This is a genomic window from Lysobacter sp. HA35 (assembly GCF_054061195.1).
Genome location: NZ_JBSSDY010000001.1, coordinates 2919771 through 2945696 on the forward strand (window position 1 = coordinate 2919771; position 25926 = coordinate 2945696).

Below are 25926 nucleotides of genomic sequence, written 5' to 3' on the forward strand. Positions count from 1 at the left end.
AGCCGATTCGAGTCGCCGCGCCCGGCGATCGCACGGATATCCGATGAGTCCTCCGCCGGCGCCGGCACCTGCCGCCGCTTCGCCCTACCAGCGCGCGCTCGACCGTGGCTTTCCCAAGCTGCGTTTCGAGCCGTTGCTCGAGCGCGAGTTCCAGCGCTTCCACAGCCGCGTGAACCTGGCGCGCGTGCGCTGGTCGGCGTGGCTGGCGTTCGCGTTGTACGGCGTGTTCATCGCCATCGACGTGCTGACGTTGCCGGCCGACGTGCATCGCTGGACCGCGCCGATCCGCCTGTTCGCGATCATGCCGGCCTTCCTGTGGGTGATCGCGGCGACGCATCGCGATGCATGGCAGCCGCGCATGCAGGGCCCGATCACGATCGCCGCCGTGCAGGCCGGGCTCGGCACCGTCGTGCTGATCGCGATCGGCCTGCGCGCGCGGCATCCGTTGCCGTACGAAGGCATTCTGCTGGTCGCGATGTTCATCTACCTGCTCGCGAGCCTGGGCTGGTGGCGCGCATTGATCGTCAACATCGCCACGCTCGCGGCGCTGGTCGGTGCCGAACTCGCCTGGCAGTCCGATCCGCAGGCGCGGCTGTACCAGATCGTCTTCATGCTCGCGGCGAACATCGTCGGCGCGACCGGCGCGTACTTCCTCGAACATTCCACGCGTTCGGTATTCCTCGTGCAGCGTCTGCTCAACGAGCGCGCGTCGCACGACGGGCTCACCGGCCTCGCCAATCGCGTCGCGCTCGACGAGCACCTGTCGCGCGTGTGGCGACAGGCAGTGCGCGAGCGCGCATCCGTCGCGATCGCGATGGTCGATGTCGATTATTTCAAGCGCTACAACGATCGCTACGGCCATGCCGAAGGCGACGTCGCGCTGCAGGCAGTGGCGGGCGTGGTCGGCGCGCAGGCGCGGCGTCCGCTGGATCTCGCCGCACGCTACGGCGGCGAGGAATTCATGGTGGTCTGGTATCGACCGGCCGATGGCGAGCTCGATGCGCTCGGCGAGCGCCTGCGCGCCGAGGTCGAAGCGCTGCGCATTCCGCATATCGATACCGACAGCGGCGTGCTGACCGCGAGCGTCGGCATCGCCTGCGTCGTCGCAACGCCATCGGGTACGCCGCAGCGGCTGATGGAAGCGGCCGATGCCGCGCTGTACGCCGCGAAGCAGGCGGGTCGCAATGGCGTGCATATCGACGGCGCCGCATCGCGCATCGCAGTCGCGCCGCCGCTTTGATCCGCGCTTGATCGCAGGTGGGCTGACATTGCCGACTCGTTCGCAATCGGCCGATCGACCGGCCGTGGAGTCGTCATGCAGCAGTCCACGCCCCGCAATGAAACCCGCAACGCGACATCGCACGGTACGTCGACCACGCCCGAGCTGATCGAAGTCGCGCGTTTCGATCATGAAGTCACCGGCGTCACCGTCACCGAAGACGGCCGCATCTTCGTCAACTTCCCGCGCTGGACTGAAGACGCGCCGATCTCCGTCGCCGAGCTGATGCCCGACGGCGCACTGCGTGCGTATCCCGACGAGCGCTGGAACGAATGGCGCAATGCGCGCAAGAACGAGCTGTCGCCGCAGGACCGTTGGGTGTGTGTGCAGAGCGTCGTCGCCGATTGGCGCGGTGCGGTGTGGGTGCTCGATCCCGCGGCGCCGGCATCGGCGCAACTGGTGAAGGGCGGGCCGAAGCTGGTGCGCATCGATCTCGCCGGCAACGAGGTGTCGCGCACGTATGCATTCGACGAGGACGTCGCCCGCGAAGGCTCGTACCTCAACGACGTGCGCTTCAGCCTCGACGGTCGACATGCCTACATCACCGATTCGGGCGCACGCGGTGCGATCGTGGTGGTCGACCTCGAATCGGGCAATGCACGTCGCCTGCTCGACGGCCACCCGAGCACGCAGCCCGAGAAGGACGTCGTGGTGAAGCATCACGGCCGTGAGATCCGGCGGCCCGACGGCCGCGGCGTGGAGTTCTCGTCCGACAGCCTCGCGTTGTCGCGCGATGGCGAGACGCTGTACTGGCAGGCGCTGACCGGTCGCACGCTCTACAGCATTCCCACCCGCGTACTCATCGACGCGAACGCATCGGACGACGACGTCGCCAATGCTGTGCAGCGCGTCGGCGAGAACGGCGTCAGCGATGGCCTGTGGATCGATCCGCAGGGCCGCATGTACATCTCGGCACTGGAGGAGGATGCGATCAAGCTGCGCGAAGGCGATCGCGTCACCACGCTGCTGCAGGACGATCGCCTGCGCTGGCCCGACACGTTCTCGCAGGGCCCGGACGGCACGATGTACGTCACCGCGTCCCGGATCATGGACAACGCCTGGCATAACCCCGACGCCGATCCCGCCATCTCGACCACGCTGTTCCGCTTCTCGGTCGACAGCGACGAACCCGGCCGCGCGCATTGAGCGTGCACGACGACGGCCCGCGATACGGCGGGCCTCAAGCTCCGCCGGAAGCGGCCGTTAATGCCCTTATCCCTTCCCCGGCCGGGGCGATGACGCACGTTCTGATCGTCGAAGACGACGCCACCACCCGCGACGGGCTCGCGGGCCTCCTGGAGCTCGAAGGCTTCAGCGTCAGCCGTGCCGAGAACGGGCAGGTGTCATTGAGCCTGCTGCGCGCGGGCCTGCGACCCGACGCGATCGTGCTCGACCTGGTCATGCCGGTGATGGACGGCCTGCGGTTCCTGAAGACAATCCGCAGCACCATCCATTCGAACATCCCCATCCTGGTGATGACCGCGGTGGGCGACCAGGTGGATCTCGACAACCTGGCCGAGGACATCGGCTGCCGCGTGCTTTCGAAGACCGGACCGATCGAACCGCTGCTCGACGCGCTTCGCGCGCTCTGAGCCGCTACTGCAGCAGCGCCATCGCGTCGAACGCGGCGTGTGCCAGCACCACCGGCCACAACCGCCCGGTGCGTGCATACCAGCCCGCGAACAGCAGGCCGACCGGAATGATCTGCAGCGCCGGCGCGCCCTGGTAGAGGTGGTATGACAATCGCAGCGCCGTGCTCACGTTGATCGAGAACGCCGCACCGCGCAGTGGTTTGAGCACGCCGACCACGTAGCCGCAGAGCACGAGCTCCTCGAACAGCGGATTCACCATCGACACCAGCGCGACGGTGGCCAGCGGAATGCCGTGCGCGACGAGCGCGTCAGTCGATTGCGGCGGCAGCTTCACCAGGCTGCGCGTCGCGAGGTCGACCGCATTGCATGCGAACGCGGTGACCAGCGTCAGCAGCATCGCTGCCGGCGCGTCCCAACCGCTCCACACGATGCCGAGGTGGCCGCGCTGCCAGCCGCGAAGGCGCAGCAGGCCGAGCAGGCCCGCGAGCACGATCGCTTCGTAGACGATGAGGCCGCGCAGGCCGTCTTCGGTGATCGCCGGCTGTGTCGACGGCGCGAACAGCGATGCCACGCTCGACAGCACCGGCAGCGCGAACGCGACCAGCACGACGAGCATGAACTCCGTCCGCTGCGACATGGCCCGCACCATCTTCATCACCCCCGATTCGAACGCGGCGAAGCATACCGGCGGACGACGCTGCGCGCGCACGCGACGACGAACATCGTCGTGCTTAGATGCGACGACTGCCGGAGCCCTTATGCGCGCGTTCGCCGTCCCGTCGTTCCTGCACCCGCGGCGTCATCCGTCCGCCTACCTGCTGGGCGTGCAACTGCTCAGCCTCGTGCTGTACGCGCCGCTGGGCGGCACCGAGTCCGAAGCCGGGCGCGCGCTGTTCAGTGCGGCGACGCTGATCGTGGTGCCGCTCGCGGTGTGGGTGGTGCGGCGTAGCCCATCGGCCAATTCCGTCGCGTGGGCGCTGGCGATCCCGGCGATGCTGCTGTCGATCGCGGCGATCGCGTTCGATCGTCCCGGGCTGGTGATCTGGTCGTCGCTGATCGAATCGGCGCTGTACTTCTACGCCGCGGTGAGCCTGATCGGCTACATGTTGCGCGACCACGACGTCACCACCGACGAGCTGTTCGCCGCCGGCGCCACGTTCACCCTGGTCGCGTGGGCGTTCGCTTACGCGTACGTCGTCTGCCAGGCCTGGTATCCGCACAGCTTCGTCGGCCTCGTACAACCCGAGCGCACGCGCACGTGGCTGGAGCTGCTGTTCGTCAGCATGTCGACGCTGTCGGGCGTGGGCAATGGCGACGTGGTGCCGATCGGCCCGCAGGCGCGCGTGCTGGTGATGTTCGAGCAGATGGCCGGCATCGGTTACATCACGGTGGTGGTGTCGCGGCTGATCGGCCTGTCGATCATGCGCGGGCGGTCGTGACACGCGTCGTCGATGCGCGCACATCGCGCGCGAGGGCGTACCGTCGTCGCATGTCATCGCCGGAGGCCGCCATGTCCGTCCATCGCGTCATGCTCGTCCCGCTGCTGGCCGCGCTCGCCGCCTGCGCGACCGGCACGCCGGCTGCACGCACGAGCCCGAAGAGCATGGCCCTGGTCTGCGGCCCCGGCGGCGACATCGCCTGTTTCGAGCGCGCCAGCGACCTGTGCCGGCCCAACGGCTACGACCTGTTCGACCGCGACGGCCGCCCGGCCACGGTCGCCGACGCCCAGGTGCGCATCGTCGAGGCCCGCTGCCGGCCCTGAGCCGCACGGCGCACCACGGCTGCGTCCGCCACGTAAGATGTCGGCCATGGACGTGGCCAATCTCGACATCAGCACGCTGGATGGCGGCATCGCGGTACTCGCCGTCACCGGCGATGGAAGCGTCGCCGCGGCGCGACGCGCGGTTCGCGCGGCACTGATCGACGCGCAGACGCGCGGGCACCGACGCATCGTCATCGACGTGCGCGCCGCCACCGGGCTCGGCTATCCGGGTGTCATCGAACGCATGGACACGGTGCGCGAATGGGCGAGCGTCGCGGTGCCCGGCCTATCGGTCGCGTTCGTCGCGCATGCGGATTTCCTCGACGAGGACCGCATCGGCATGATCGTCGCCACGCAGCTCGGCCTCAACGCCTACGTCTTCAGCTGCGCCGACGAAGCGGTCACGTGGCTCAAGCGACAGAAGATGTTCCGCAGCGTCGACATCGACGACCTCGCGCTGCAGGGCGGTTGAGCTTCGACGCGCGATTCGCAGCGCGTCGGTCTGACGACGCTGCGATCGCAACGGTCAACTCAGTGCCGCTAACCTAGAAGCGGTACACCACGCCGATGCGCACGCCGCTGTCGCGGAAGTTGAGGTTGCCGGTGAAGCTGCTCTTGTCGGCGTCGATCTTGACCCGCCGCGACGTGTAATCCGCCGAGAAACCCCAGCGTTCCCACGGGAACCATTCGACGCCGACGCGCGCGAAGTACACATCGCCATCCAGCCCGCTCGAATTGAGTGAGAACCAGCCGCCATCTGCACCGAAGCGCCAAGCCGAATCGCCGCCGGGCACCCAGCGCCATGCGCCGCCGAGCGTTGGCACCGGAAGATCCGCCGAGACTTCGCCGCGCGAGTGGTTCGTCACTGGCGCGCCCGCCGCGTCGCGTTCGATCTCAAGCGTGAGGTCGATGCGATACCAAGTCAGGCCGAGGCGCGGGCCCAGCGACCAGTTCGGATTGTTCGCCGCCCACCACACGTAGTACGCCTCGTACGCGTCGATGGCGTTCTCGGCGTGCACCACCGCATTGGCCTGATAGGTGTTGCCGTCGAACTCGATGGTGCGGCTGAGCTGTCGTGACGCGCTGGTGTCGTCCTGGTAGTAGCCGATGCCGAATTCGTGGTTGTCGAGCGGGCGCCAGCTCATGTTGATGTAGGCGATCGCGTTGCCCTGGCCGAGATCGAGATCACGATCGAGATCGACCTCGCTGCCCTGCACCGTGGCGTTGTCCGCGCGCACCTGCGTGTCGAACTGCTTGATGTAGCCGCCGAACCGCGCGCTGAAGGTGTCGAGCGGCGTCACCGCCTGCGCGGCCATCGGCACGGCCGCGAGCATCAGGAACGACGCGAGCAGCAGCGGGCGACCGGGCAGGGGGGAATGGGTCGTTTGCATGGCGACGTCCTCGGTCGGGGCATCCATCGTCCCGCCCGGTTCGGAAATGGCGGCGCCGTCCGTCGGCCTTGCACGATGGTGCATTTCGCGATGCACGACGGCCCGCTTGCGCGACGCCGGCGGTCGCGTGCCGCGCACGGCCGCCATGGCGCGAACTACACTCGCCAGCCAGACAGGGGATCACATGAAAGCCAGCGGCATTTCCTTCCACCATGCATGGGCGTTCTGGCTCGGCTGCGCGCTCATCACCGCGGGTGTCTGCGCACACGTGCCGATGTTCATGATGGGCCAGTACACGCACTGGCAGATGGTCGGCATGCCGATGACCACCGGCATGATCCTGGGGATGCTCGCGATTCCCGTCGGGCTCGCGTTCTCCTGCTACGGGCTGATGCCGCGCATGGAGCGCATGCGCGCGGCCGGTGGCGTGTCGTCGGCGCCATTGCAGTTCCACATCGCCGATGGCGTGCCGCTCAACATCGAGCACTGGAAGCTGGTGACGGTGCTGACGGTGACGCTCGCGATCGACGTCATGAAGCCGGCGACGCTCGGCTTCGTCGTCCCCGGCATGAGCGCGGAGTACCAGATCGCCAAACCCACGGCGAGCCTGCTCGCGCTGTGCGCACTCACCGGCACCACGGTCGGTTCGGTGGTCTGGGGCCGCATCGCCGACATCTCCGGGCGTCGCGCGGCCATCCTGCTGTCGGCGCTGATGTTCATCGGCACCGCGATCTGCGGGGCGATGCCCTCGTTCGGCTGGAACCTCGCGATGTGCTTCCTGATGGGCGCATCCGCCGGCGGCCTGCTGCCGATCACGTTCACGCTGATGGCGGAGACGATCCCCGCCGCGCATCGCGGCTGGTTGCTGGTCGCACTCGGCGGCGTGGGCACGTCGGCAGGTTACCTGCTCGCGGCAGGCGCGGCGGCGACGCTCGCACCGATGTTCAGTTGGCGCGTGCTGTGGCTGCTCGGACTGCCGACCGGCGCCGCGATCATCTTCCTCAACCGTTTCATTCCCGAATCGCCGCGATTCCTGTCCAGCGCAGGTCTCGAACACGTTGCGCGCGCCGTGCTTCGCAAGTTCACCGGCGATGTCGAAGGCGGCATCGAACGCGAAGACGCCGCGCATCCCGGCCCGCCGGTCATCGACGAACAACACGCGGCATCGGGCATGCGCATGCTGATGCGCGGCCGGCATGCGCGCATCACCGCGGGCCTCGTTGTGTGCGGTGTCGCTTGGGGCCTGGTGAACTTCGGCGTGCTGCTGTGGCTGCCGGTGAATCTCACCGCGCTCGGCGTCGATGCGAAGGCGACCAGCGGGCTGCTCGCGAAGTCGGCAATCTATGCATTGCCCGGCATCGCGGTCGTGGTGTGGCTGTATCACCGCTGGAGCAGTTACCGCGCGCTGGTGCTCTTCATCGGGCTCACGGTGCTGTCGCTGATCGCGCTCGGTGCGATCGGGCTGATGGCCCTGCGCTCGCAGGAGCTCGTCATCGCAGTGGTCGTCGCACTGCTGATCAGCGTGAGCGGCGTCATCGCGATGCTGATTCCTTACGCGGCGGAGATCTATCCGGTGCACCTGCGCGGCACGGGTTCCGGCGCGGTGGCGGCGAGTTCGAAACTCGGCGGCATCCTCGGCGCGGGCTTGGGCGTGTACGGTTTTTTCCAGAACTTCGCGATGTCCGCGTTCCTGATCGCCATCCCGATGGCGGTATCGATGGTGATGCTGCTGCTCAGCGGCATCGAGACGCGCGGCGTCCGCCTCGAGGACATCCAGGCGTCGCTGGAGCACTGACCCGGCGCATCACGCCCTTGCGCCATTCGACGCGCGCTTGAACAACCACGCCGATGCCAGCCACATCGGAACGAAGACGGCCGCCGCGTAGCCGCCCTTGCCGTCGTGGCCCGCGAACATCGCGAATGCCGCGGCGATCGACTGCGCAGCCGCGGCCGCGATCATCGCGCTCGCCATGCCCTGCGCGCGCAAGCGCGCCGACACCGCGCCGATCGCACCGACCAGCAGCACGCCGGGGAACACGAGGTTCGCGACATCGCGCTCGCTGTCGATGATGCCGACCGCCAGCGTCACCCACGTCAGCAGGAAGCCGGTCACCACCGCCATGCCTGCGCCGGCGCGATACCAGCGGTCGCGCGACATGCGCGTCGCGACTTCGTACACGCCGCACGCGCCGTAGAGCATCGCGCCCATCACCACGAAGTCGGGCAGGGTCCAGTCGACGCCGGTGTCGAAGCGCATCGCGACGGCGGGCAGCAACAGCAGCGCGGTCGCGGCGCCCCAGACGAAGGGACGCAGGCGGTTGCGTGGAGCAGGGTGGATCGCGGCCATTCGGGACTCTCCGGTCGATGGACTTGCGCGACATTGGCGTCGCGCCAGGGGGTCAGAATGCCGCCCGCCCGTGGCCTCACGATGGCCGCTGTGTGAAGCGAGGACGAAGCCGCAGCCGCAGCAGGCGAAAACCGCCTCGCCGACTCATGAACCGCGCCCGCGCCGCCCGGCGGAGCGGACGGTCCCGTCCGGGGAATGAGCGTAGGATGGGCCGGGTCTTTGCTTCATTCGCGCGCTGCGCCCGGCCGATCGGCCGCCCGTTTCGCTCCCTCCACGCGATACCGCCTCTGCGGACGCCCCTTCGGGAGCAGCGCCATGTCCTGTATTTCCCTTTTTACCTCGTTTGCCGCCTTCGACCCGCGTGTCGCCTGCGGCCCGCCGTCGTCCCCGCCCGGCCTCGTCACGTGAGCGCGCTGCCCGTCGTCGCGCCCGCCGATTGCGGTCGCTGCGATGCCGTGTGCTGCCGGCTCACCGTGGTCGTGCAACCGGAAGACGGCATCGCCGAACACCTGACGACCGATCTCGACGGCCTGCGGGTGATGGCACGCGATGCCGAAGGCTGGTGCGTCGCGGTTGACAGCGCACGCATGTGCTGCTCGATCTACGACGCCCGTCCCGAGGTCTGCCGCCGCTTCAGCATGGGCGGCCCGTACTGCGATGCGGTGCGCGAGGACTACGCGGTCCACGGCTCACGCCTCATCGAATCCATGCTCGTCGGAGAACCCACATGACCGTCAAACCCCCGATCCGCCCGCTCGTCACCGCCGTGCCGTATGCGCGCCGCGTCGACCTTTCGCGCCAGATCACCAGTGAGCACATCAACGAGCACCTGGCCGCGTTCGAAGCCGCCGGTGGTCACGTCGAAGTGCTCGGCAATACGCCCACGCGCAAGCGCAAGGACGATGCGCCGCCGGTCACGCCGTCGGAGTAACGTAGCGCTACCGCGATCCGTCGCGATCCATCGATCCACCCGTCCCACAGGAGCATTCCACTTGCCGAAGCCCAATTACGCGTTCGAAAAGCGCCAGCGCGAGCTCGCGAAGAAGAAGCAGAAAGACGAGAAGGACGCGCGCAAGCGCGACGCAAAGGGCGTGAAGCCCGACGGCACCGACGCGCCGAACGACGCTCCGCCGGCCGACGCGCCGCGCTAGTCGTGTGATGCGCCGACGGGCCCGCGCCCGTCCGGTGCAGTGTCATCCGCGACGCGCGATCTGCGCGCCGCACGCGAGCGACGCGTTCCGCGTCGCCTCCGCCCCATTCCCTTACGCCGCAGCAGGCCGGACGTTCATTCCGAGCGCCGCGGCGATCTCGCGCATGGCTTCGTCGTCGCGGCTGTGCGTCATCCAGCCCGCATGCATGTCCGGGCCGATGTCGCGCACCCACAGTGTGTAGTGATGCTCGCGCAGGCGATCGAACGCGGTGTCGAGCAGTTCCGGCACGTCGGTGCCGTCGAGGAACTCGTCGTCGGTCGGATCTTCCACGCCCCAGTCGATGTGCAGGTCGAAGCGCGCGGCGAGCTCGTCCAGGCTTTCGACCACGCCGCGCGTATCGCCCTCGGCGACATGGAAGCCCGACTTCCAGTCGATCGCCTCGCGTAGCGCTTCCACGCCCGCATCCACGTCCTGGGTGCCCCCCGTGGCTTCCTGCCAAGCGGCGAACTGCGCCTGCGCGGCGTCCACGTCGTCCGGATTGATGAGCAGCAGCAGCTGCCAGATCACTGCTTCCAGCGCGGCCTCGTCGTCGAGGTCGGCCTGCGTTTCGAATGAGTGCGCGAAGTTGTCGTCGGGGTCGAATTCGGAATGCATCGCGGTGGCCGGCTGGGGCGGGCCGCCATCATCGCGCCGAACGCGTGCAGGACAAACATCGAAGCGACTGTTGCCCTTGCTTTCGACAGGCCGGGCATCGCCGCGAACGACGACACCCGGCCCGGATGCCGCGTCAGCCGCGGCTTGCGCTCTTGCGTGCGGACGTCTTGCGCCCGCCGCTCTTCTTCGCCGCGCTCGCGCGTCCGGCCTTCCTGGCGGCGGACTTGCGCGCGGTCTTCTTGGCTGCCGTCGCGCGACCGCCCTTCTTCGCCGCCGCCTTGCGGGCGGTGGACGTCGACTTGCGGGCCGTCGACTTCTTGGACGCGCTCTTGCGTGCGCCGGCTTTCTTCGCGGCGGTCTTGCGTGCACCACCCTTCTTTGCAGCGGTCTTGCGCGCACCACCCTTCTTCGCGGCGGTCTTGCGTGCGGTGCTCTTCTTGGTTGCGCTCTTGCGTGCGCCGGCCTTCTTCGCAGTGCTGTTGCGCGCGCCGCCCTTCTTGGCGGCCGACTTCTTCGTAGCCTTCTTGGTCGCCTTCTTGGCCGACTTGCGACCGCCGGACTTCTTCGCACCGCCGTCCTGTTTGTTGACGGTGGCCCAGGCGATGCGCTCGGCCGTGCCTTCGGATGCGCCGCGTTCGCGCTCGCTGTCCTCGATGTGCTCGGCCTTGCGCTTCTGCTTGCTCGAATACGACGACTTGTCACCACGTGGCATGTCGATCTCCTTATGAGGCGCTCGGGGTTGCGCCGCGGCCGGAATAACAACGCGCTTGTCGAGACGATGACAAGACGCGCGATCGCGATGCATCGGTCGCGACATCGATGCACGTCGACACAGTCGGTTCGATGGCTTCGACGGACCACGCAGATCGAACTTCGAGATGGGCGTGCATGCGTCGAACGATGCACGACGGGCCGTGTCGAACCGCTACCGATTCACCGACGCCGCGACCCCACGCACCAAGCGATTCACTGCGATCGCCGTGGGATCTTCGTCGTACGCACCGGCCGTAGTAACCATCACGAGATCCAGCGCGGGCACGACGAAAACGCGCTGCCCTCCGTTGCCGAACCCCGCATGCCAGGGCAACGTGCGGCCGTGCCAGTCCAGCGTGCCGGCCCACCACTGGCCGCGATAGGTGAAGTCGGCGACGCCCGTCTCGCGACCGGGCGCCCATGCATCCTTGAGCCATGCCGCCGGCACGACGCGCGCGCCGTGCCATCGCCCATGGTCCTGCGCGAGACGCCCGATCTTCAGCAGGTCGCGTGGTCGAAGGCGCAGCCCGTTGAAGGGCATCGGCCTGCCGTGCAGGTCCTTCACCCACTCCCAGTGACGGATGCCGAGCGGCACGAACAGCCGGCGCGCCGCGTACTGCTCGACGTCCTCGCCGGTGCCGCGCGAGATCAGGTCGGCGAGCAACGCGGTGGCGCCGCCGTTGTAGTTGAACGTGTCGCCGGGCGCGGTGGCCATCGGACGTTTGAGCACGTAGACGGGGAGGTCCTTGCGCGAGAACAGGCGCAGCTCGTCGTTGATGCCGGGCGCGCCTTCGGTCCATTCGAGGCCGGTTGTCATGTCGAGCAGATCGCGCACGCGGATGTGGCTCGCGTTTTCGGCGGCGACGTCCTGCAGGCGCGGATACGCCGTCGACAGGTACGTATCGGGCGCCGGCACCTTACCGTCGGCGAGGGCGATGCCGTACAGCAGCGACGTCACGCTCTTTCCGATCGAGCGCACGTCGTGCAGCGTCGATGCATCGAAGCTGCGGCGCACCGAGACGAGCGCATACACCGAGCGGTCCCGACCGCCCTGGTAGTACTCGGCGACGAGTCGGCCATGCCGTTCGACCAGCACCGAATGCACGTTGTACGGGCCGTCGAGAACGTGCGTGATCGCGGCGGTCAGCGCCGCATCGTCGAAGCCTTCGGCGGCGGGCGTCGACACGGTCCAACCGTCATCGAGTTCGAGCGGTGCAGGGCCCGTGCGTGCATCGACCGGTCGCCACCAGACGAACCACGCGGCGACCGCCATCACGATGCAGAGCAACGCGAAGCGGTGCGCGCGGAACGACGAATGGGTCACGGGCCGCGCTCGGTTCGACGAAGCGGCGATTCTGCACGCGAACCGTTACCGCGGTCGCGTGCCGGCGTGCGTCAGCCGGGCCAGTACCCGTCCGGCCAGCGCTGCATCACCGCGCGATAGCTGTCGGGGTCCACGTACCACATCTGCGGCGCGCGCCAGCCGACGCATCGGCCGTCCAGACGCAGCGTGAGTTGCTTGGGGCTCTCGCCGAGCAGCTCGCAGAGCAGCGCCCAGTTCGGCGCGGTGATGGACACGAAGTCCTGCGGAGGGCGGGTCGATCGGATGGCGGGCATGCCGCCAGTCTCGCCCTGCGCATCTCACAGGCTGAGAAGCCTTTCGCGACGCGGGCTTGGCGTCAGCCCTTGCGCACCATCGCCACGCCCGCGATCACCAGGAACGCGCCGCCGACGCGCATCAGGCTGATCGGTGCGCGCGGCAGGCCGAGCGCGCCGTGGTGGTCGAGCCATAGCGCCATCGCGATTTGCCCGGCGATGCCGATGGTGATCAGCGACGCCAGCCCGATGCGCGGCGCGGCGTACGCGGCGATGGCGACATACGTCGCGCCGTAGACGCCACCGATCCACGCGTACCACGGCAGCGGGCCGAACGATGCGAGTGCAGGGCGGTTGCCGCTTGCCAGCCACGCGACGAACAAGGCCGTGGTGCCCACCGCGAACGAGATCAGCGCCGCGAGCAACGGCGAACCGCCGGCACGCGCGAGCATCACGTTGGTCGGCGCCTGCAACGCGATCATCGCGCCGGCGAATACGACGAGCAGGATCGGCAGCAGCATCATTGGATTCACGAAGGTTCCCCGGTCGAGATGGCGACCGCCCGCATCGCGGACGTGCCGCCATTCTCGCCGCAAACAGCGGCCGGGCCCATTCGGTCGAACAGGCCCGGCCGTCGTCGTCATGCCGGTCAGAAGCTGGCGCGCATGCCGACTGTGTAGACGTTCGTGTTGTCACCGACTTCGACGTCGCCGGTCACGCCCCATGTGTCGTTGAGCTTGTACTGCCCGCCGACTTCCGCGGAAAAACGGCTGTCGCCGTAGGCACGATCGGTGTAGTGCGCTTTCGCCCAGCCTTCGACGTGATCGCCCATCGCGCCGCGCACGCCTGCGCTTCCACGCCACGTTTCCGTGGTGATTCCACCCACGTAGTCACGCAGGTAACTGCCTTCGCCGATCAGCTCCACGTGCGGCGCGATGCGATAGCCGTATCCGAGGCCGAGCTGCGAAGTGGACGAGTCGTAGCTGTAAGACTGGTTGTGGGCGGCCGTGCCTTGGCGATACCCACCGAAGCCGTACACGCCGCTATCCCCGAGTGCAGCCGAGCCACGCAGATAGCCACCGTCGAAGTTTTCGTCGTGCCCCACCCACGACGGTAGATCCTGGTGTTGGCGGGCCACGCCGAACTCGACGTAGTTATGGGACAGCTCCTGCGCAAACGCCGCGCACGGCAGTACAGCCACCAGGACAGTGGCGAGGACAAGCACACTCTTCATGAGATTCCTTCGTGCAAGAAGCCCGCGATACGCGGGGCGATCCGCCGTGGACCGCGGATGACGGACACACGAAGTACACGGCCGGTTCCGGTCGTGTTGCCGCTTATTCAGTTAGCGACGAATGCCGCGCATCACGAATAACGGAATGCTGACGAACGACGTGTCGTAGCTCTCGAAATATCGTGATTCGCGTAAGAAATTCGTTCGTCGTGGTGCTCGTTGTCGCAGCGGGCGCACTCACGAAATGCGGTGCATCACAATGCGTTGCGGTGTCATGTCACGCCCACCGCGGTGATGGCCCGGAAATCGACACATCTCGCGGGCGTCGTCGGCACGTCGCTCGCTGCGATCGACACATTCGATCCGACCAACGGCCTGCACGCGCGCATCGATCACGCCCAACCTGCCTTCCCACCCGCAGGAGCTGCCGCATGTACATCGACGGATTCGTCGTCCCGCTGGACGAAAAGAACCTCGGCGCCTATACCACCATGGCCGAAACGTTCGCACGCAAGGCCAAGTCGCACGGTGCCATTGGTACCGTCGAGGCGGTCGGTGACGGGCTCGAGCACGGGCACACCACCGACTTCTATCGCGCCGTGCAGGCCAAGGACGGCGAGAACGTGCTGTTCTCGTTCGTTGTCTGGCCCGACAAGCCCACGCGTGACGCCGCATGGGAAAAGATCATGTCCGACCCCGACATGCAGCCGGGCCCAGAGCCGATGCCGTTCGACGGCAAGCGCATGTTCTGGGGCGGCTTCAAGCCGATCATCAACACGCTGGGCCTGCATTGACCGCGTAGGCGATCACGCGCAGCGACTTCCCGACAAAGCAAAGGCCGCACGATGGTGCGGCCTTTCATGCATGCAGATCGGGCGCGACGTTCGGTTGCACGTCGCAGGCGCGGGATCGCCGCGCCATCCGACACCGCATCTGGACGCACATCGGCTCGCATGGGCGATCGCCCGGCGCCGTGTGTACGTCCGCGGCGACTCAGGTCGGCGTAAACGGCTTGTTGGCCTTCTTCTCGTTCTTCGCGGCGCGCTTTTCCTCTGGCGTCTTCGCCGGCTTCTTCTTCGTTTCCTTCTTGCGGTCCATTCCCTTACTCATGACGCACTCCACGTCCGCAGGGCATTGCGGGGTCGGGTGAAGCATGGCACGGCGGCGGTGCGCACGACGCAAAGTCCGTCGGGCGGTCGAGCGTACGAACGGGCCCGCCGACGACGGACGGCCTGCCGAGCTCGCGGCATTGCACCGCCTGCGCACGCCGGCCGATATGCTCACTGCGTAGCCGCCGCCCGACGAATGCACACCTCCGGAGCACACGCGTGATCGATCCGCTCGCGAATTCCGACGCCGCCCCGCAGCATCCCGCGCCGCCCCGGCCGTTCTACCGGCACCTCTACTTCCAGGTGCTGGTCGCGATCGTCGCGGGCGTGCTGCTCGGGCATTTCGACCCGGCGCTCGGCGCATCGATGAAGCCGCTCGGCGATGCCTTCATCAAGCTGGTGAAGATGATCATCGGGCCGGTGATCTTCCTGACCATAGTTACCGGCATCACGGGCATGCAGCAGCTGCGCGGCGTCGGGCGCGTGTTCGCCAAGGCGATGGCGTACTTCCTGTTCTTCTCGACGCTCGCGCTCATCGTCGGGCTGGTGGTCGCGCACGTGGTGCAGCCGGGCGCCGGCCTGCACGTCAACATCGCGGCGCTCGATCCATCTGCGGTGAAGGATTACGTCGCGCGCTCGCACGAACTCACGCTTACCGGTTTCCTGCTCGAAATCATTCCGACCACGCTGATCAGCCCGCTCGTCGGCGACAACATCCTGCAGGTGCTGTTCGTCGCCGTGCTGTTCGGCATCGCACTGATGCTGACCGGCGAACGCGCGCGGCCGGTGGTCGCACTGCTCGACGCGCTGCTTGCGCCGGTATTCCGCATGGTGCACATGCTGATGCGGCTTGCGCCCATCGGCGCGTTCGGCGCAATGGCCTTCACCATCGGCAAATACGGGCTCGCGGTGCTAGCCAACCTCGCGTGGCTGGTCGGTTCGTTCTACCTGACGTCGCTGCTGTTCGTGCTGGTCATCCTCGGCATCGTCGCGCGGCTCTGCGGCTTCTCGATCCTCAAGCTGATCCGTTATCTCAAGGCCGAGCTGCTGCTGGTACTCGGCACGTCTTCATCCGAATCCGCATTGCCCTCGCTGATGGAGAAGATGCAGAACGCGGGCTGCGCGAAGTCGGTGGTCGGCCTGGTCGTGCCGACCGGCTATTCGTTCAATCTCGACGGCACCAACATCTACATGACGCTCGCCGCGTTGTTCATCGCGCAGGCGACCGACACGCCGCTCACGCTCGGTCACCAGATGGCGCTGCTGCTGGTCGCGATGCTCAGCTCGAAGGGCGCGGCGGGCGTCACCGGCGCCGGCTTCATCACGCTCGCCGCGACGCTCGCGGTCGTGCCGGAAGTTCCAGTGGCCGGCATGGCATTGATCCTCGGCGTCGATCGCTTCATGAGCGAATGCCGCTCGCTGACCAACTTCATCGGCAATGCGGTGGCGACGGTGGTGGTCGCGCGCTGGGAGAACGCGCTGGATCGCGATGCGCTGCGTGCCGCACTGGATGGCCGGCCACGTGTGATCGCTGCAGCCGGCGAGGCGGCGGTCGACTGAGCGTGGTTACGACGCGTGGTATCGCGCCGCCGGCCGATCGCGCGACACGTTCTGCACCAGCTTCTGTTCGGCGGCGACATACGCGTCCCAGTCCGCCACGTCGGGCAGCGACGGAATACAGATCGCTTCCTCCATCTCGAGCGCACGCAGCGATGCGACCACCAGATCGTCGGCCGACATCACGCGTTCGGGCGGGAAGTTCGAGATCGCATTGCCGGCGACTTCGTGGAAGTCCGTCGCGATCACACCGGGAATCAACAGTTGCACGTGCACGCCGGTGCCTGCGGCCTCGGCCTGCATGGTGCGGGTGAACGCCATTACGTAGTTCTTCGACGCGCCGTAGCCGGCGTTACCCGGCATCTGCATGAAGACCGTGCCCGACGCGACATTGATGATGCGCCCGCGACCGGCGGCGACCATGCGCGACATCGCCGCGATCGACAGCCGCGTGAGCGCGAGCACGTTGACGCGCAGCATCGCGGCGGTCGCATCGGCGTCGAGTTCGGCCACGCGGCCACGCGCTGCATAGCCCGCGTTGTTCACCAGCAGGTCGACGGCCGGCTCCGCAGCGAGCCGATCGACCACGCGCTGCACGCCGTCGTCCGATTCGAGATCTGCCGGCAGTACTTCGACGTCGATGCCGTGCGCCTGTCGCAATTCGTCCGCCAATGCGTTGAGCCGGTCGGCACGTCGCGCCACCAGCACCAGCGCATGGCCGGTGCGCGCGAGGTGTTGCGCATAGGACCGACCGATGCCGGCGGATGCGCCGGTGACGAGTGCGCGGGGAGAAGGATTCATCGACGGGCTCCGGGGTCGGGACTGCAGCTTCTAGGCGGTGGGCGGTTAAACGAATGTCGGCGACGCGAGCGTGCATCAACTCTCCGCGCGACGCCTGCGGCACGTCGCATCGACATCGTCGACATGCGAACAGCCGCTCGATCACGACGACGCCACCGCGCCACGCCTACGGTGCGCGTCTTTCAGGGAGATCGACCATGGCCACCAGCGGCAAACGCATCGCCATCCTCGCCACCGACGGGTTCGAGCAGTCCGAGCTGATGAAGCCGCGACAGCTGCTCAAGGACGCCGGTTTCCAGGTCGACGTGATTGCACCGAAGCCCGGCGAGATCCGCGGCTGGTCGGAAAAGAACTGGGGCGACACCGTGCCGGTCGATGTCGAGCTGTCGCAGGCGCGCGCCGACGACTACGACGCGCTGGTGCTTCCGGGTGGCGTCATCAATCCCGACCAGCTGCGCACGCAGGACGCGGCGGTCGAGTTCGTGCGCGCCTTCGATCGCGCCGGCAAGACGCTAGCCGCGATCTGCCACGGCCCATGGCTGTTGGTCGAGGCCGGTGTCGCGAAGGGCCGCAATGTCACGTCGTGGCCGTCGGTGCGCACCGACCTGCAGAACGCCGGCGCGACATGGAAGGACGAAGCCGTCGTGCGCGACGGGCACCTCATCACCAGTCGCAAGCCCGACGACATTCCGCAGTTCGCGGACGCGGTGATCGACGCATTGCGTTGATCGACCCGAGCGCGTCGCGCGTATCGACGTCTTCCGTGCGTGCACAAGCATCGGCTACCCGCGCGTGCGGACCGGATCGAAGCGGGCGAGTGCAGCACCGCCCGCTTCGATCGCTCGGTGTTGCAGCGAACTTTAGTCCGGCGATGCCATCTTGCGGCTGCTCGTGGACGTGCGTGCGTCCATGAAGACGCGGCCTGTCGCCTTGAACGACGAATAGCTCCAGCGCTGCTGCGGCTGCAGGCCGTAGGTCATGCCGCAGTTCCAGCCACCGTCGGTCATCAGGCAGACGCGCACGTCGACCGGTACCCCGCAGCCGTTCATGACGCTCGCGGCGGTGTTGCCCTTGAAGGTCGCGTCGGTCTTCACTTCCGGCGTGGTGACGCAGCGGTTCGCATCGGTGTCGGTCGACGCCTTCAGCTTCTCCGTCTGCTCGCGACGCTTGGCTTCCGCATCGCGCGTCGCCTTCGCTGCGGCATCGGCCTTGCGCTGCTGCTCTACCTTCGCGGCGTCGGCCACCTTGGCCTTGGCCTCGGCGTCGCGTCGCGTGCGCTCACGTGCCTGTGCTGCTTCCTGCGCGCGTGCGGCCTGTGCATCGTCATCGTTGGACGACGCAGCGTCGGATGCGTCGTTCGTGACCGGCTGCGCGACATTGGTGTCATCGCGCCGTGTCGCGGCGTTCTGTGCCGGTGTCGGCGCCGCCGTCGCGCCGCGCGGGCGCCAATCCGGTTCGTCGACCAGATACGCGCCGCTGTATTTGTAGATGAAGTTGTCGCGCCCGGTGGCGGCCTGCGCAGCGGAGTCCACGGACTCCGAGCACAGCGCGATGTGCTCGGACATGCCCAGGTATTTCTGCGCGATGTACGTGCGCCACTCGGTCAGGTAGTCGCCCGCGGCCGACACGGGAAATACCTGCGACACGGTGACGACACCGACCCCCGGATTGCCGTCGTGCGACAGCGCGGTACAGAGCGTCCACTGCTCGGCGTGCGCGCTCATCGCGCAGGAGAAGGCGAGTGCGAGTGCGGCTTTGGATAGGAAGCGTGATGCCATGGCGTGTCCCCTGGTAGTTGTCGTGGTGGGCGCTGCGGCGCTCGGCGGCCGGCATGGCGAAACATGCGCGCGCGCACGCGCGGCGCGTCGCGGGGTTTGTGCCTCGATGCTTGGACTGCACGGACTGCGCAGTCGTCAGTCGCGGCAGAGCCCCTTGGCCTTCAAGTGCACGTCGACAGAAACGATCCCGGTCTTGCAGACCTTCGGCTCGAGCTGCTTTGCGCGTGCCTGCTCCTGCGGACCGCCTTCGCCCAGTGCCAGCGCTTGGTAGAGGCCGACGCACGCCATCCGGTCGTCGAGTCCGCAGCCCTTCTCGAATGCTGCGCGGGCACGCACCGCGTCCTTCGGTACCACTGCGCCCAACATGAGCTGGCTGCCCAGCGTGCCGCAGTCGCCGCCATCACCCGCGTTGCAGCTTTGTTCCAGCTCGTCGATCCAGCCGGACGCGACTGCATTGCTGCCCGCAAGCGCAAGGCCGGCTGCAACGAGTGCCGCCGTTACGCGGCGTCGTGCGTGTTGGTTCTTCATTGTTTCCCCCCTGTTTGAAGTCGCTGTGGACCGGGTCGATTCTGTGGCGGGCCTCCTCGCGCGGCAAGGTCGCGACGCGGCGGGCGGGCGCACTGCAAGGAACGGGCACTGCCTGGCGTCCCGATGGACGCCGCGATTCATGCCCGGCTCGCGTGCGGTCGCGGGGACATCCAACGCACGGGACGCGCGAGCGGGGTTGCTCGGCCCCGAAGTGGAGCGCTTCGCGACGCATCCGGAGGGCTCTCGCATGGCTGCCGGTGCTTCCACAACTGTTCCGAGCGAAGCCCGGTCCGCACCGACCTGCAGAACGCCGGCGCGACGTGGAAGGACGAAGCCGTCGTGCGCGACGGCCACCTCATCACCAGCCGCAAGCCCGACGACATTCCGCAGTTCGCGGACGCGGTGATCGAGGCGTTGCGCTGACCTTGGTACGCGCAGCGACGGCGTTGTCACTGCAAGCGCATGTTGAGACCTCGCGTGTCTCTGCGGAGGCGGCTGCCGTCTAGTCGGCCGTGTAATCGTCGACGCGAACGATGGTCAGCCACGGGCTGTCGTCGGCTTCCTTGCGTTCGACATAGGCATCGAGTGCGGCAGCAGCTTCGTCGCGGCTGTCGTAGCTGCCCGTCGCGGCCATGTTCTGCGCGCTGATGCCGCCCGCGGCGCAGTAGTCGTCCGCGTACGCCGATTCGGCATGGTTGCCGAAGCCGAACCGCGCCGAGTCCTGGCTGTGCTGTGGCGCGTCGGCATCCTCGTCATCGGCGTCGACGCTCACCACGGCCGCGAACATGTAGACGTTTTCGTCGGCCTCGTCGCTGCACTGGGCGGTGGCCCAGTACCAGCGTTCGGACGCTGCGCAGTCGACGGCGAACAGCAGGAAGGCGGCAGCGAACGCCGCGCGAACGATCGATTTCATGACGACGGCTCCCCAGTCGGGTCATGCAGAGGTTGGACGCGGCCGTTGCGGCCACGCCATCAAAGTGCCGGGCGCCGGCGCGGCATGCAAGCCGGCGCAGCGCAGCTCTACGGCAGCGTGAACTTCCGCATCGGCCGCGTGGGCCACACCGAGGTGAACTGCGCGCCGCCGTTAAGGCGGTAGGCGGCGGACAGGCCGGCCTCAACGCCCAGCTTTTCCAGCACATCCTTCGCGCGCCGGAACGTGGGGCGCGGGTCGGCGGTGAGCATGAAGAAGTTGATCTCCTTCGCGCTCACGTCGTGCCCTTCCAGCTCGACGGCATTGCCCAGCGCCGCCTTCAGTTCGTTCTCGACCGTTGCCAGGAACGCTTCGTCCGTCAACGACTTGCGCCAGAGCTTGATGACCAGCTGATAGTCCATGGCGCGATTGTAGGCGTGGCGTGTGTAGCGAAAAGTCGAGACGCAGCGGTCAGCCGCCACGCACCCGCAATGTCAGACCCCGCAGGAAATACCGAAGCAGCTGGTCGCCGCACAGGCGGAAGTTCTTGTGGCCCGGCTGGCGGAACAGCGCGGACAGCTCCGGCTTCGAGATCGGATGCCCCGCGGCTGCGAACACCGCATGCATGTCGACGTCCTTCAGCTCGAACGCGACGCGCAACTTCTTGAGCACGGCGTTGTTATTGACGCGCTTCTCGGGCGGACGCGGCGTCGCATCCTCGCGCGGGCCGCGGCAATGGATCACCAGCCCGTCGAGGAACAGACCGAGCAGGCGGTCGTCGAAATCCTGGAAGCCGGGCTCGTCCTCCTTGCGCAGGTAGGCCTGCACATCGGCCTTGTCGAGCACCACGGCCGGGTCGGCCATCTGGACCAGGTTGGCGACGTGCGCGTCGCTCAGGTCCAGCATGTAGCGCACGCTGCGCAGGACGTCGTTATTGATCATGGGTTTGCGCGGCACGGCGGGAAGACCCGCGCAGGATAAAGGACTGGCGCGGTCAGGCCCGTAATCGCGCCGACGCACGACCGGGCGCGACCGTCCGCAGCGCGTTCAATCGTGCAGCGGGAACGACTTAATCGGCTTCACCACGCCGTAGCTTTCCTTCGACGGCTTGCCCTCCATCGGAGGCAGGTCCATCACCGGTTCCGTAAGCCGCGCATCCGGCATGCGATCGAGCAGGTCGCGGATCAACGTGAGCCGGCCGCGTTTCTGGTCGTTGAAATCGACCAGCGTCCACGGCGCCTGCTCGGTATGCGTCGCACACAGCATGGCCTCGCGCGCCTCGGTGTAGGCGTCGTAATGCGTGCGCGCCTGCAGGTCGATGGGCGACAGCTTCCAGCCTTTCAGCGGATCGGTGCGACGTTCCTGGAAGCGTTCTTCCTGCAGTTTCTGGTCGACGCAGAGCCAGTACTTGAACAGGTGGATGCCGTCGTCGACGAGCAGGCGCTCGAACAGCGGCGCCTGCCGCAGGAAGGCGTCGTATTGCTCATCGGTGCAGTAGCCCATCACCCGTTCGACGCCGGCGCGGTTGTACCAGCTGCGATCCATCAGCACGATCTCGCCGGCTGCGGGCAGGTGCGCGACGTGGCGTTCGAAGTACCACTGCGCGGCTTCGCGATCGGTGGGCTTGGGCAGCGCGACGACGCGGCACTGGCGCGGGTTGAGGTGCTCGGCGATGGCCTGGATCGCGCCGCCCTTGCCGGCGCTGTCGCGGCCTTCCATCAGCACGAGGACGCGGCCGCCGGTGTGCGCGAGGGATTGGGAGAGGGCGATGAGCTCGAGCTGCAGGGGCTCGAGGAGGGCGCGGTAGGCCTTCTTTTTCAGGTGGCTCATGGGGCTCTCGTGGCGGTGCGATGTCGGTGGTTGGACTGTCGCTCTCGTGGGGTGCACGGGCTGTTTGTGCTACGGGTAGAAGCGTTTCGTGCGCTGAAGCGCCCGAGTCACTTTCTTTGCTGGTGCAAAGAAAGTAACCAAAGAAAGCACCTTCCCCGAGGGATCTACAGCCTGCGACTGGCGGGACTGTCGAGATCGCCACACTCGGCATCCTTCGGCCCGCCGCAGCGCGGCGGGCGCTCAGCGGCGCGCGAACCTGCGGTTCGCAAGCAACGCCGGATCGCCAAGTGGCGACGGCGCGCGTCCTGCGCGCCGCCCGTTGGGTCTTGTGTGGCCGTGTTGCGGTCGTTGCGTCGGCGGACGTGTCGCGCCTTCGCGCTCGTCAGGTATCCGATTCCGACTGCACGTAGACCTGCACGTCGTCGTCGCTATCGCCGTCGACTTCGAGGATCACGGTGATCGGTCGGCATCAGACCTGGCAGTCTTCGATGTAGCGCTGCGATCCGCCGCTGCTGTCGACGACGAGGTCGATGGGTTCGCCGCAGTAGGGGCATTCGACTTCGCGGGTGGACAGCATGAGGTTCTCGATGCGCGGTAGTGGTGCCCGAGCGTGCGCCGTGTGGTGCGGTCAGCGCGCGAACGCCGGGAACGTCGGCAGCTTGGTGATGTCGCGCGGGTCGTGCTGGATGATCACGGTCGCGGACAGGTTCGTCGCCATCTTGCGCAAGCGGTCGAGTGACGCCAGCGATTGCGCGCGGTCGGTGTTCCAGGTGGGCACGCCGTCGCTGCGGTAGTTCTCGCGGAAGTGGGTCACGTCGCCGGTCAGCAGCACGTTGCCCATCTTTTCCAGGCGCACCAGCAGGCCGTGGTGGCCCGGCGTGTGGCCGGGCAGGTCGATCATCACCACCGTGCCGTCGCCGAACACGTCGTGGCGGTCGCCGGTGACGGGCTCGACCTTGCCGCCTGCGATCCACGGCGCGAAGCGTGCACGCCGCGCGGCGAAGTCCTTTGCGTTCATACCGGCCGGCGGGTTGGCCGCGCTCACCACCGCCCAGTCGCGTTGGCCGATCAGCAACTTCGCCTTCGGGAAGTCGGCGAGCTGCCCGGTGTGGTCGCCGTGGTAGTGGCTGATGCCGACGTTGGCGATGTCCTCGGGGCGCAGGCCGATGCGCGCGAGCTGCTGCACGATCGACACCTTCGGCGCTTCCGGCGCGCCATCGACCGCGTTGCCCGTGTCCCACAGCAGGTAGTCCTTGCCGTGGCGGATCAGGTAGCAGCTGTAGGTGAGCGGCAGCTTCAGCCGCTCATGCTCGAAGGTGTCGGAGAACGACGCGACGCTGACCGGCGCCGGCTCGTTGCCGCAGTCGAGACGCGCGAGCGCCACGTCGGCGGCGTTCGCGGCGAACGCGGCACTGCACAGGGCGACGACGGCGATCACGCGCGACGCGTGGGCGATGGGGCGGGGCATGCGCATCGTTCGCTCGGTAGTGGCCGATCGGGACTAGACGCGATTGTGGCCCGGCATCGCGACGACGGGCGCTGCTTCCCGCGCCACCTGTCGCTTCGCCGACGGCCGGCGCTGTGACGATGCCGACTCGCGATCGAGGTTTGCAGCGATCACGCGCTTCCCGCATCGTGACCGCTACAGCGTGACCTCACGCATGACCGGAATTTCGAGATGACCGACGCATCCGCCGAACCGCTGTACCGCCTCTACGGAGAGATGGCCGCACTGAAGGCCGTGGTGGGCGTGATGCTGCCCTTCAGTTCGCAGCCACAGGCGCTGCTGTCGGTCATCGAGTCGCTGGAGCAGGCGACGATGGAGACGCTCGGCGCGCTGCCTGAAAGTCATCCGATGCGCGACGGCTTCCAGGGGACGCTGGAGAACTACAAGCTGATCCTGCGCAAGTCACTGGAGGATGCGGCGCGGGCGGCGAACGACGGCGAGTAGTCGCGACCATCGCGTCCTGAGCGATTGATCGGCCGTCGAGACCTGATGCTCGTCAGTTGCGCGAACGCACGAGCGTGTATCGCTTCGGTGCATGCGTGACTTCGCACATAAGCCCCAACGCGGCGGCAAGTTCTTCACCAGGCGACGCATCGCGTCGAAGTCGTAAGGCAGATCGATTCGGTCAGCGAGTGTCGGGCGCATGGTGGTCACGCAGTCGGAAGATCGCGTTCGACGAGCGCTAATCGCGACAGCCGATCTTCCGGCGCGCCGCATCGCGATCGGCCACCGGAATGGCGTCTAGCGCCGTCCGCTCCAAGTCTCCCTGCTCGACACGGATGATTTCGTAGAGCTCCGGCGACAGTTGGCGCCAGCCCACATAGCCGCAGCTGACAGCGCCGTTCGGATAATCGACGATGTAATCAACGGCGACATAGCGCCCTGGCTCGGTGCCTTCCGGGTCGTCCTGCCAGTCGAGCTCGGACAGGCGTGGCGCGCCGGGACCTCCTGCTGCATCACGGAACGCGACGGATGCCTTGATCATCCCGTCGTTCAGAAGCGCCCGCTTCATTTCGCTGGAATAGATCGACGCCAACATCGCTCGATCGCCCGCGTCACGCGCCTTGAGGTAGTCGAGCATGTTCGACCGCACGCGCGCCTCGTCTCTCGCCGTCGGAGCAGGGCGTTCCGCCGAGTCGTGGACCAGCGGTGGCGAATCGCCGCACTGGACGTCCTGCGCCAGCATCAATTGCTTCGATCCTTTGCCGGTCAGCGGCTCGGATCCCTCGAACGTGTAATGGCCCAGTGTGACCCGAGCGCCCTGGCACAACTGCGCGAAGGCGGGCGCGAGCAGTGCCTGTGCGTGCTGCACATCCGTCGTGTCCGGTACCGTAGCGCGGACGCGGAAACGGCCCGCACCGTGGTCCTCCGCATTGATCTGCAATGGAGGTGCGGCGAGCGAAGGCGCCGCAACCAGCAGCGAAGCGAAGGCAATCAGTAGGCGGGACATAAGCGGAGCCTGGCGGATATGCCCGCCACGATAAGGCGTCGTCCTGACGCATTCAATTTCGTGGCGACGTGCATGCCATTGCTCGCTTGACCTTACGAGTTCGGCAGCGTTGCCGTCACGATCCTGCTGCGTATCAGCAGCATCGTGCTCCCACGTCAGGCAACACCTGGAAGCGGTGGCGGCTCCGCCGTGGCGTCGTTCGCGGTTGCGGTCGACGCGTGCCCGCGCAGGTCACGCGCCAAGATCACGTACGTATTGGCGACCATGTCGCCCAAGCGTTGCTTGTGTCGCGATGCAACCACCGCGATACCGGCCGGGATGCCGCCGGCGAGCAGCGGGTTCACTTCGATCAGGCGAAACAGCGTGCGCACGAGGCTCTGCCCCAGCGACGGACGTCCGCCCGCTGCATTGACGACGCGCGTGCCGGTGGCGAACTTCCCAACGGTCTTTCCGAACAGTATCTCCATCGCAGGGAAATACGCCACGAGCAGCGCGATCCACACCACGAGCGTCGCCTGGTATCGCTCGTTGCCGAGCACGTAGTCGGGGATGAGCAGGAACGACGCCAGCACGATGAAGTCGATCCACGCGCCGAGCCAGCGGCGCACGACGATGGAGGCGTCGTATCCGGCGGCGATCGCTGCGACCGGAAGCGGTGGGCTGCGGTCTGGTTCTTTGTTCGTCATGAGGTCCCCTG

At 67.3% G+C, this 25926-nt stretch carries 33 protein-coding genes and 2 pseudogenes; 15 read left to right on the plus strand and 20 right to left on the minus strand.

The window, feature by feature from the left end; all coding sequences use genetic code 11:
- The first annotated feature begins 43 nt into the window (after positions 1-43).
- The 3 genes from ACVWZN_RS14200 to ACVWZN_RS14210 all read left to right on the plus strand — a co-directional run bounded on the left by ACVWZN_RS14200 (position 44) and on the right by ACVWZN_RS14210 (position 2871).
- Entirely contained in the window at positions 44-1240 is a 1197-nt protein-coding gene (locus ACVWZN_RS14200; protein WP_456954378.1) for a diguanylate cyclase domain-containing protein, read from the plus strand.
- Between the two features lie 75 nt (positions 1241-1315).
- Positions 1316-2425: an L-dopachrome tautomerase-related protein gene (locus tag ACVWZN_RS14205; RefSeq protein ID WP_456954379.1), complete on the plus strand. Its 1110-nt coding sequence runs from the start codon at positions 1316-1318 to the stop codon at positions 2423-2425.
- A 2-nt stretch (positions 2426-2427) separates the two neighbouring features.
- The gene (locus ACVWZN_RS14210; protein ID WP_456954779.1) at positions 2428-2871 is read left to right on the plus strand and encodes a response regulator transcription factor; all 444 of its coding nucleotides are present in this window, start codon (positions 2428-2430) and stop codon (positions 2869-2871) included.
- A gap of 4 nt (positions 2872-2875) precedes the next feature.
- Here ACVWZN_RS14210 and ACVWZN_RS14215 read toward each other — a convergent pair whose 3' ends face one another.
- On the minus strand, positions 2876-3508 hold the full coding sequence (locus ACVWZN_RS14215) for a CPBP family intramembrane glutamic endopeptidase (protein WP_456954380.1): 633 nt from the start codon (positions 3506-3508) through the stop codon (positions 2876-2878).
- A 121-nt stretch (positions 3509-3629) separates the two neighbouring features.
- Between ACVWZN_RS14215 and ACVWZN_RS14220 the strand changes: the two genes are divergently transcribed.
- The 3 genes from ACVWZN_RS14220 (at position 3630) to ACVWZN_RS14230 (ending at position 5105) form a co-directional block, all read left to right on the plus strand.
- On the plus strand, positions 3630-4310 hold the full coding sequence (locus tag ACVWZN_RS14220) for an ion channel (RefSeq protein ID WP_456954381.1): 681 nt from the start codon (positions 3630-3632) through the stop codon (positions 4308-4310).
- Positions 4311-4381: 71 nt separating this feature from the next.
- The gene (locus ACVWZN_RS14225) at positions 4382-4633 is read left to right on the plus strand and encodes a hypothetical protein (protein WP_456954382.1); all 252 of its coding nucleotides are present in this window, start codon (positions 4382-4384) and stop codon (positions 4631-4633) included.
- A 46-nt stretch (positions 4634-4679) separates the two neighbouring features.
- Positions 4680-5105 (plus strand): hypothetical protein, encoded by a 426-nt coding sequence (locus ACVWZN_RS14230; protein ID WP_456954383.1) that lies wholly within the window; start codon positions 4680-4682, stop codon positions 5103-5105.
- Positions 5106-5178: 73 nt separating this feature from the next.
- On the opposite strand, the gene ACVWZN_RS14235 is transcribed toward ACVWZN_RS14230, so the two are convergent.
- A complete protein-coding gene (locus ACVWZN_RS14235) occupies positions 5179-6024 on the minus strand; it encodes a hypothetical protein (RefSeq protein WP_456954384.1) in 846 nt (281 codons plus the stop codon).
- Positions 6025-6208: 184 nt separating this feature from the next.
- On the opposite strand from ACVWZN_RS14235, the gene ACVWZN_RS14240 reads away from it, so the two are divergent.
- Positions 6209-7819, plus strand: a complete 1611-nt coding sequence (locus ACVWZN_RS14240; protein ID WP_456954385.1) for an MFS transporter — start codon at positions 6209-6211, stop codon at positions 7817-7819.
- 9 nt (positions 7820-7828) lie between these two features.
- On the opposite strand, the gene ACVWZN_RS14245 is transcribed toward ACVWZN_RS14240, so the two are convergent.
- Positions 7829-8371: a hypothetical protein gene (locus ACVWZN_RS14245; RefSeq protein ID WP_456954386.1), complete on the minus strand. Its 543-nt coding sequence runs from the start codon at positions 8369-8371 to the stop codon at positions 7829-7831.
- Positions 8372-8775: 404 nt separating this feature from the next.
- On the opposite strand from ACVWZN_RS14245, the gene ACVWZN_RS14250 reads away from it, so the two are divergent.
- From ACVWZN_RS14250 to ACVWZN_RS14260, 3 genes are all read left to right on the plus strand, one after another.
- Positions 8776-9102 (plus strand): YkgJ family cysteine cluster protein, encoded by a 327-nt coding sequence (locus ACVWZN_RS14250; RefSeq protein ID WP_027084008.1) that lies wholly within the window; start codon positions 8776-8778, stop codon positions 9100-9102.
- Entirely contained in the window at positions 9099-9302 is a 204-nt protein-coding gene (locus ACVWZN_RS14255; protein ID WP_027084007.1) for a hypothetical protein, read from the plus strand. The genes ACVWZN_RS14250 and ACVWZN_RS14255 overlap by 4 nt, the downstream gene beginning before the upstream one ends.
- A 61-nt stretch (positions 9303-9363) precedes the next feature.
- Positions 9364-9522, plus strand: a complete 159-nt coding sequence (locus tag ACVWZN_RS14260) for a hypothetical protein (RefSeq protein ID WP_196804430.1) — start codon at positions 9364-9366, stop codon at positions 9520-9522.
- A gap of 111 nt (positions 9523-9633) precedes the next feature.
- Here ACVWZN_RS14260 and ACVWZN_RS14265 read toward each other — a convergent pair whose 3' ends face one another.
- The 6 genes from ACVWZN_RS14265 to ACVWZN_RS14290 form a co-directional block, all read right to left on the minus strand.
- Positions 9634-10176 carry a DUF6630 family protein gene (locus ACVWZN_RS14265; protein ID WP_456954387.1) on the minus strand — a complete coding sequence of 181 codons (543 nt, stop codon included), beginning with the start codon at positions 10174-10176 and terminating at the stop codon, positions 9634-9636.
- A 133-nt stretch (positions 10177-10309) separates the two neighbouring features.
- Complete coding sequence (locus ACVWZN_RS14270; protein ID WP_456954388.1) at positions 10310-10888, minus strand: histone H1-like repetitive region-containing protein; 579 nt, start codon at positions 10886-10888, stop codon at positions 10310-10312.
- Positions 10889-11101: 213 nt separating this feature from the next.
- Positions 11102-12253 (minus strand): serine hydrolase domain-containing protein, encoded by a 1152-nt coding sequence (locus ACVWZN_RS14275; RefSeq protein ID WP_456954389.1) that lies wholly within the window; start codon positions 12251-12253, stop codon positions 11102-11104.
- A 71-nt stretch (positions 12254-12324) separates the two neighbouring features.
- Positions 12325-12546, minus strand: a complete 222-nt coding sequence (locus ACVWZN_RS14280; protein ID WP_027084004.1) for a hypothetical protein — start codon at positions 12544-12546, stop codon at positions 12325-12327.
- A 62-nt stretch (positions 12547-12608) separates the two neighbouring features.
- The gene (locus ACVWZN_RS14285) at positions 12609-13049 is read right to left on the minus strand and encodes a DMT family transporter (protein WP_456954780.1); all 441 of its coding nucleotides are present in this window, start codon (positions 13047-13049) and stop codon (positions 12609-12611) included.
- Between the two features lie 125 nt (positions 13050-13174).
- Positions 13175-13759 carry a hypothetical protein gene (locus ACVWZN_RS14290; RefSeq protein ID WP_456954390.1) on the minus strand — a complete coding sequence of 195 codons (585 nt, stop codon included), beginning with the start codon at positions 13757-13759 and terminating at the stop codon, positions 13175-13177.
- A gap of 431 nt (positions 13760-14190) precedes the next feature.
- Between ACVWZN_RS14290 and ACVWZN_RS14295 the strand changes: the two genes are divergently transcribed.
- Together ACVWZN_RS14295 and ACVWZN_RS14300 are read left to right on the plus strand one after the other, a co-directional pair.
- Positions 14191-14553, plus strand: coding sequence for a DUF1428 domain-containing protein (locus ACVWZN_RS14295; protein ID WP_456954391.1), 363 nt, complete (start codon positions 14191-14193; stop codon positions 14551-14553).
- Between the two features lie 537 nt (positions 14554-15090).
- Positions 15091-16428: a dicarboxylate/amino acid:cation symporter gene (locus ACVWZN_RS14300; protein ID WP_456954781.1), complete on the plus strand. Its 1338-nt coding sequence runs from the start codon at positions 15091-15093 to the stop codon at positions 16426-16428.
- A gap of 6 nt (positions 16429-16434) precedes the next feature.
- On the opposite strand, the gene ACVWZN_RS14305 is transcribed toward ACVWZN_RS14300, so the two are convergent.
- The gene (locus ACVWZN_RS14305; RefSeq protein ID WP_456954392.1) at positions 16435-17226 is read right to left on the minus strand and encodes an SDR family NAD(P)-dependent oxidoreductase; all 792 of its coding nucleotides are present in this window, start codon (positions 17224-17226) and stop codon (positions 16435-16437) included.
- A 197-nt stretch (positions 17227-17423) separates the two neighbouring features.
- Here ACVWZN_RS14305 and ACVWZN_RS14310 point away from each other — a divergent pair, with 197 nt between their 5' ends.
- Positions 17424-17954 (plus strand): type 1 glutamine amidotransferase domain-containing protein, encoded by a 531-nt coding sequence (locus ACVWZN_RS14310; protein WP_456954393.1) that lies wholly within the window; start codon positions 17424-17426, stop codon positions 17952-17954.
- 132 nt (positions 17955-18086) lie between these two features.
- Here ACVWZN_RS14310 and ACVWZN_RS14315 read toward each other — a convergent pair whose 3' ends face one another.
- On the minus strand, positions 18087-19004 hold the full coding sequence (locus ACVWZN_RS14315) for a hypothetical protein (RefSeq protein WP_456954394.1): 918 nt from the start codon (positions 19002-19004) through the stop codon (positions 18087-18089).
- A 135-nt stretch (positions 19005-19139) separates the two neighbouring features.
- Positions 19140-19532, minus strand: coding sequence for a hypothetical protein (locus tag ACVWZN_RS14320; protein WP_456954395.1), 393 nt, complete (start codon positions 19530-19532; stop codon positions 19140-19142).
- A 288-nt stretch (positions 19533-19820) separates the two neighbouring features.
- On the opposite strand from ACVWZN_RS14320, the pseudogene ACVWZN_RS14325 reads away from it, so the two are divergent.
- A pseudogene (locus tag ACVWZN_RS14325) lies at positions 19821-19955 on the plus strand (DJ-1/PfpI family protein); the annotation flags it as partial.
- Positions 19956-20034: 79 nt separating this feature from the next.
- Here the strand turns inward: ACVWZN_RS14325 and ACVWZN_RS14330 are convergent.
- The 6 genes and pseudogenes from ACVWZN_RS14330 to ACVWZN_RS14355 all read right to left on the minus strand — a co-directional run bounded on the left by ACVWZN_RS14330 (position 20035) and on the right by ACVWZN_RS14355 (position 23746).
- Entirely contained in the window at positions 20035-20445 is a 411-nt protein-coding gene (locus tag ACVWZN_RS14330) for a hypothetical protein (protein ID WP_456954396.1), read from the minus strand.
- 107 nt (positions 20446-20552) lie between these two features.
- A complete protein-coding gene (locus tag ACVWZN_RS14335; RefSeq protein WP_027083994.1) occupies positions 20553-20864 on the minus strand; it encodes a hypothetical protein in 312 nt (103 codons plus the stop codon).
- Between the two features lie 49 nt (positions 20865-20913).
- Entirely contained in the window at positions 20914-21384 is a 471-nt protein-coding gene (locus ACVWZN_RS14340) for a DUF1456 family protein (RefSeq protein ID WP_456954397.1), read from the minus strand.
- Between the two features lie 105 nt (positions 21385-21489).
- On the minus strand, positions 21490-22272 hold the full coding sequence (gene ppk2 / locus ACVWZN_RS14345; protein WP_456954398.1) for a polyphosphate kinase 2: 783 nt from the start codon (positions 22270-22272) through the stop codon (positions 21490-21492).
- A gap of 472 nt (positions 22273-22744) precedes the next feature.
- Positions 22745-22849 (minus strand): annotated as a pseudogene (locus ACVWZN_RS14350) (CPXCG motif-containing cysteine-rich protein); the annotation flags it as partial.
- Positions 22850-22900: 51 nt separating this feature from the next.
- Positions 22901-23746, minus strand: coding sequence for an N-acyl homoserine lactonase family protein (locus ACVWZN_RS14355; RefSeq protein WP_456954399.1), 846 nt, complete (start codon positions 23744-23746; stop codon positions 22901-22903).
- 204 nt (positions 23747-23950) lie between these two features.
- Between ACVWZN_RS14355 and ACVWZN_RS14360 the strand changes: the two genes are divergently transcribed.
- Positions 23951-24223: a hypothetical protein gene (locus tag ACVWZN_RS14360; protein WP_456954400.1), complete on the plus strand. Its 273-nt coding sequence runs from the start codon at positions 23951-23953 to the stop codon at positions 24221-24223.
- Positions 24224-24461: 238 nt separating this feature from the next.
- Here the strand turns inward: ACVWZN_RS14360 and ACVWZN_RS14365 are convergent, their stop codons facing one another.
- Positions 24462-25229 (minus strand): hypothetical protein, encoded by a 768-nt coding sequence (locus tag ACVWZN_RS14365; protein ID WP_456954401.1) that lies wholly within the window; start codon positions 25227-25229, stop codon positions 24462-24464.
- Positions 25230-25384: 155 nt separating this feature from the next.
- A complete protein-coding gene (locus ACVWZN_RS14370) occupies positions 25385-25915 on the minus strand; it encodes an RDD family protein (protein ID WP_456954402.1) in 531 nt (176 codons plus the stop codon).
- Positions 25916-25926 lie beyond the last annotated feature (11 nt).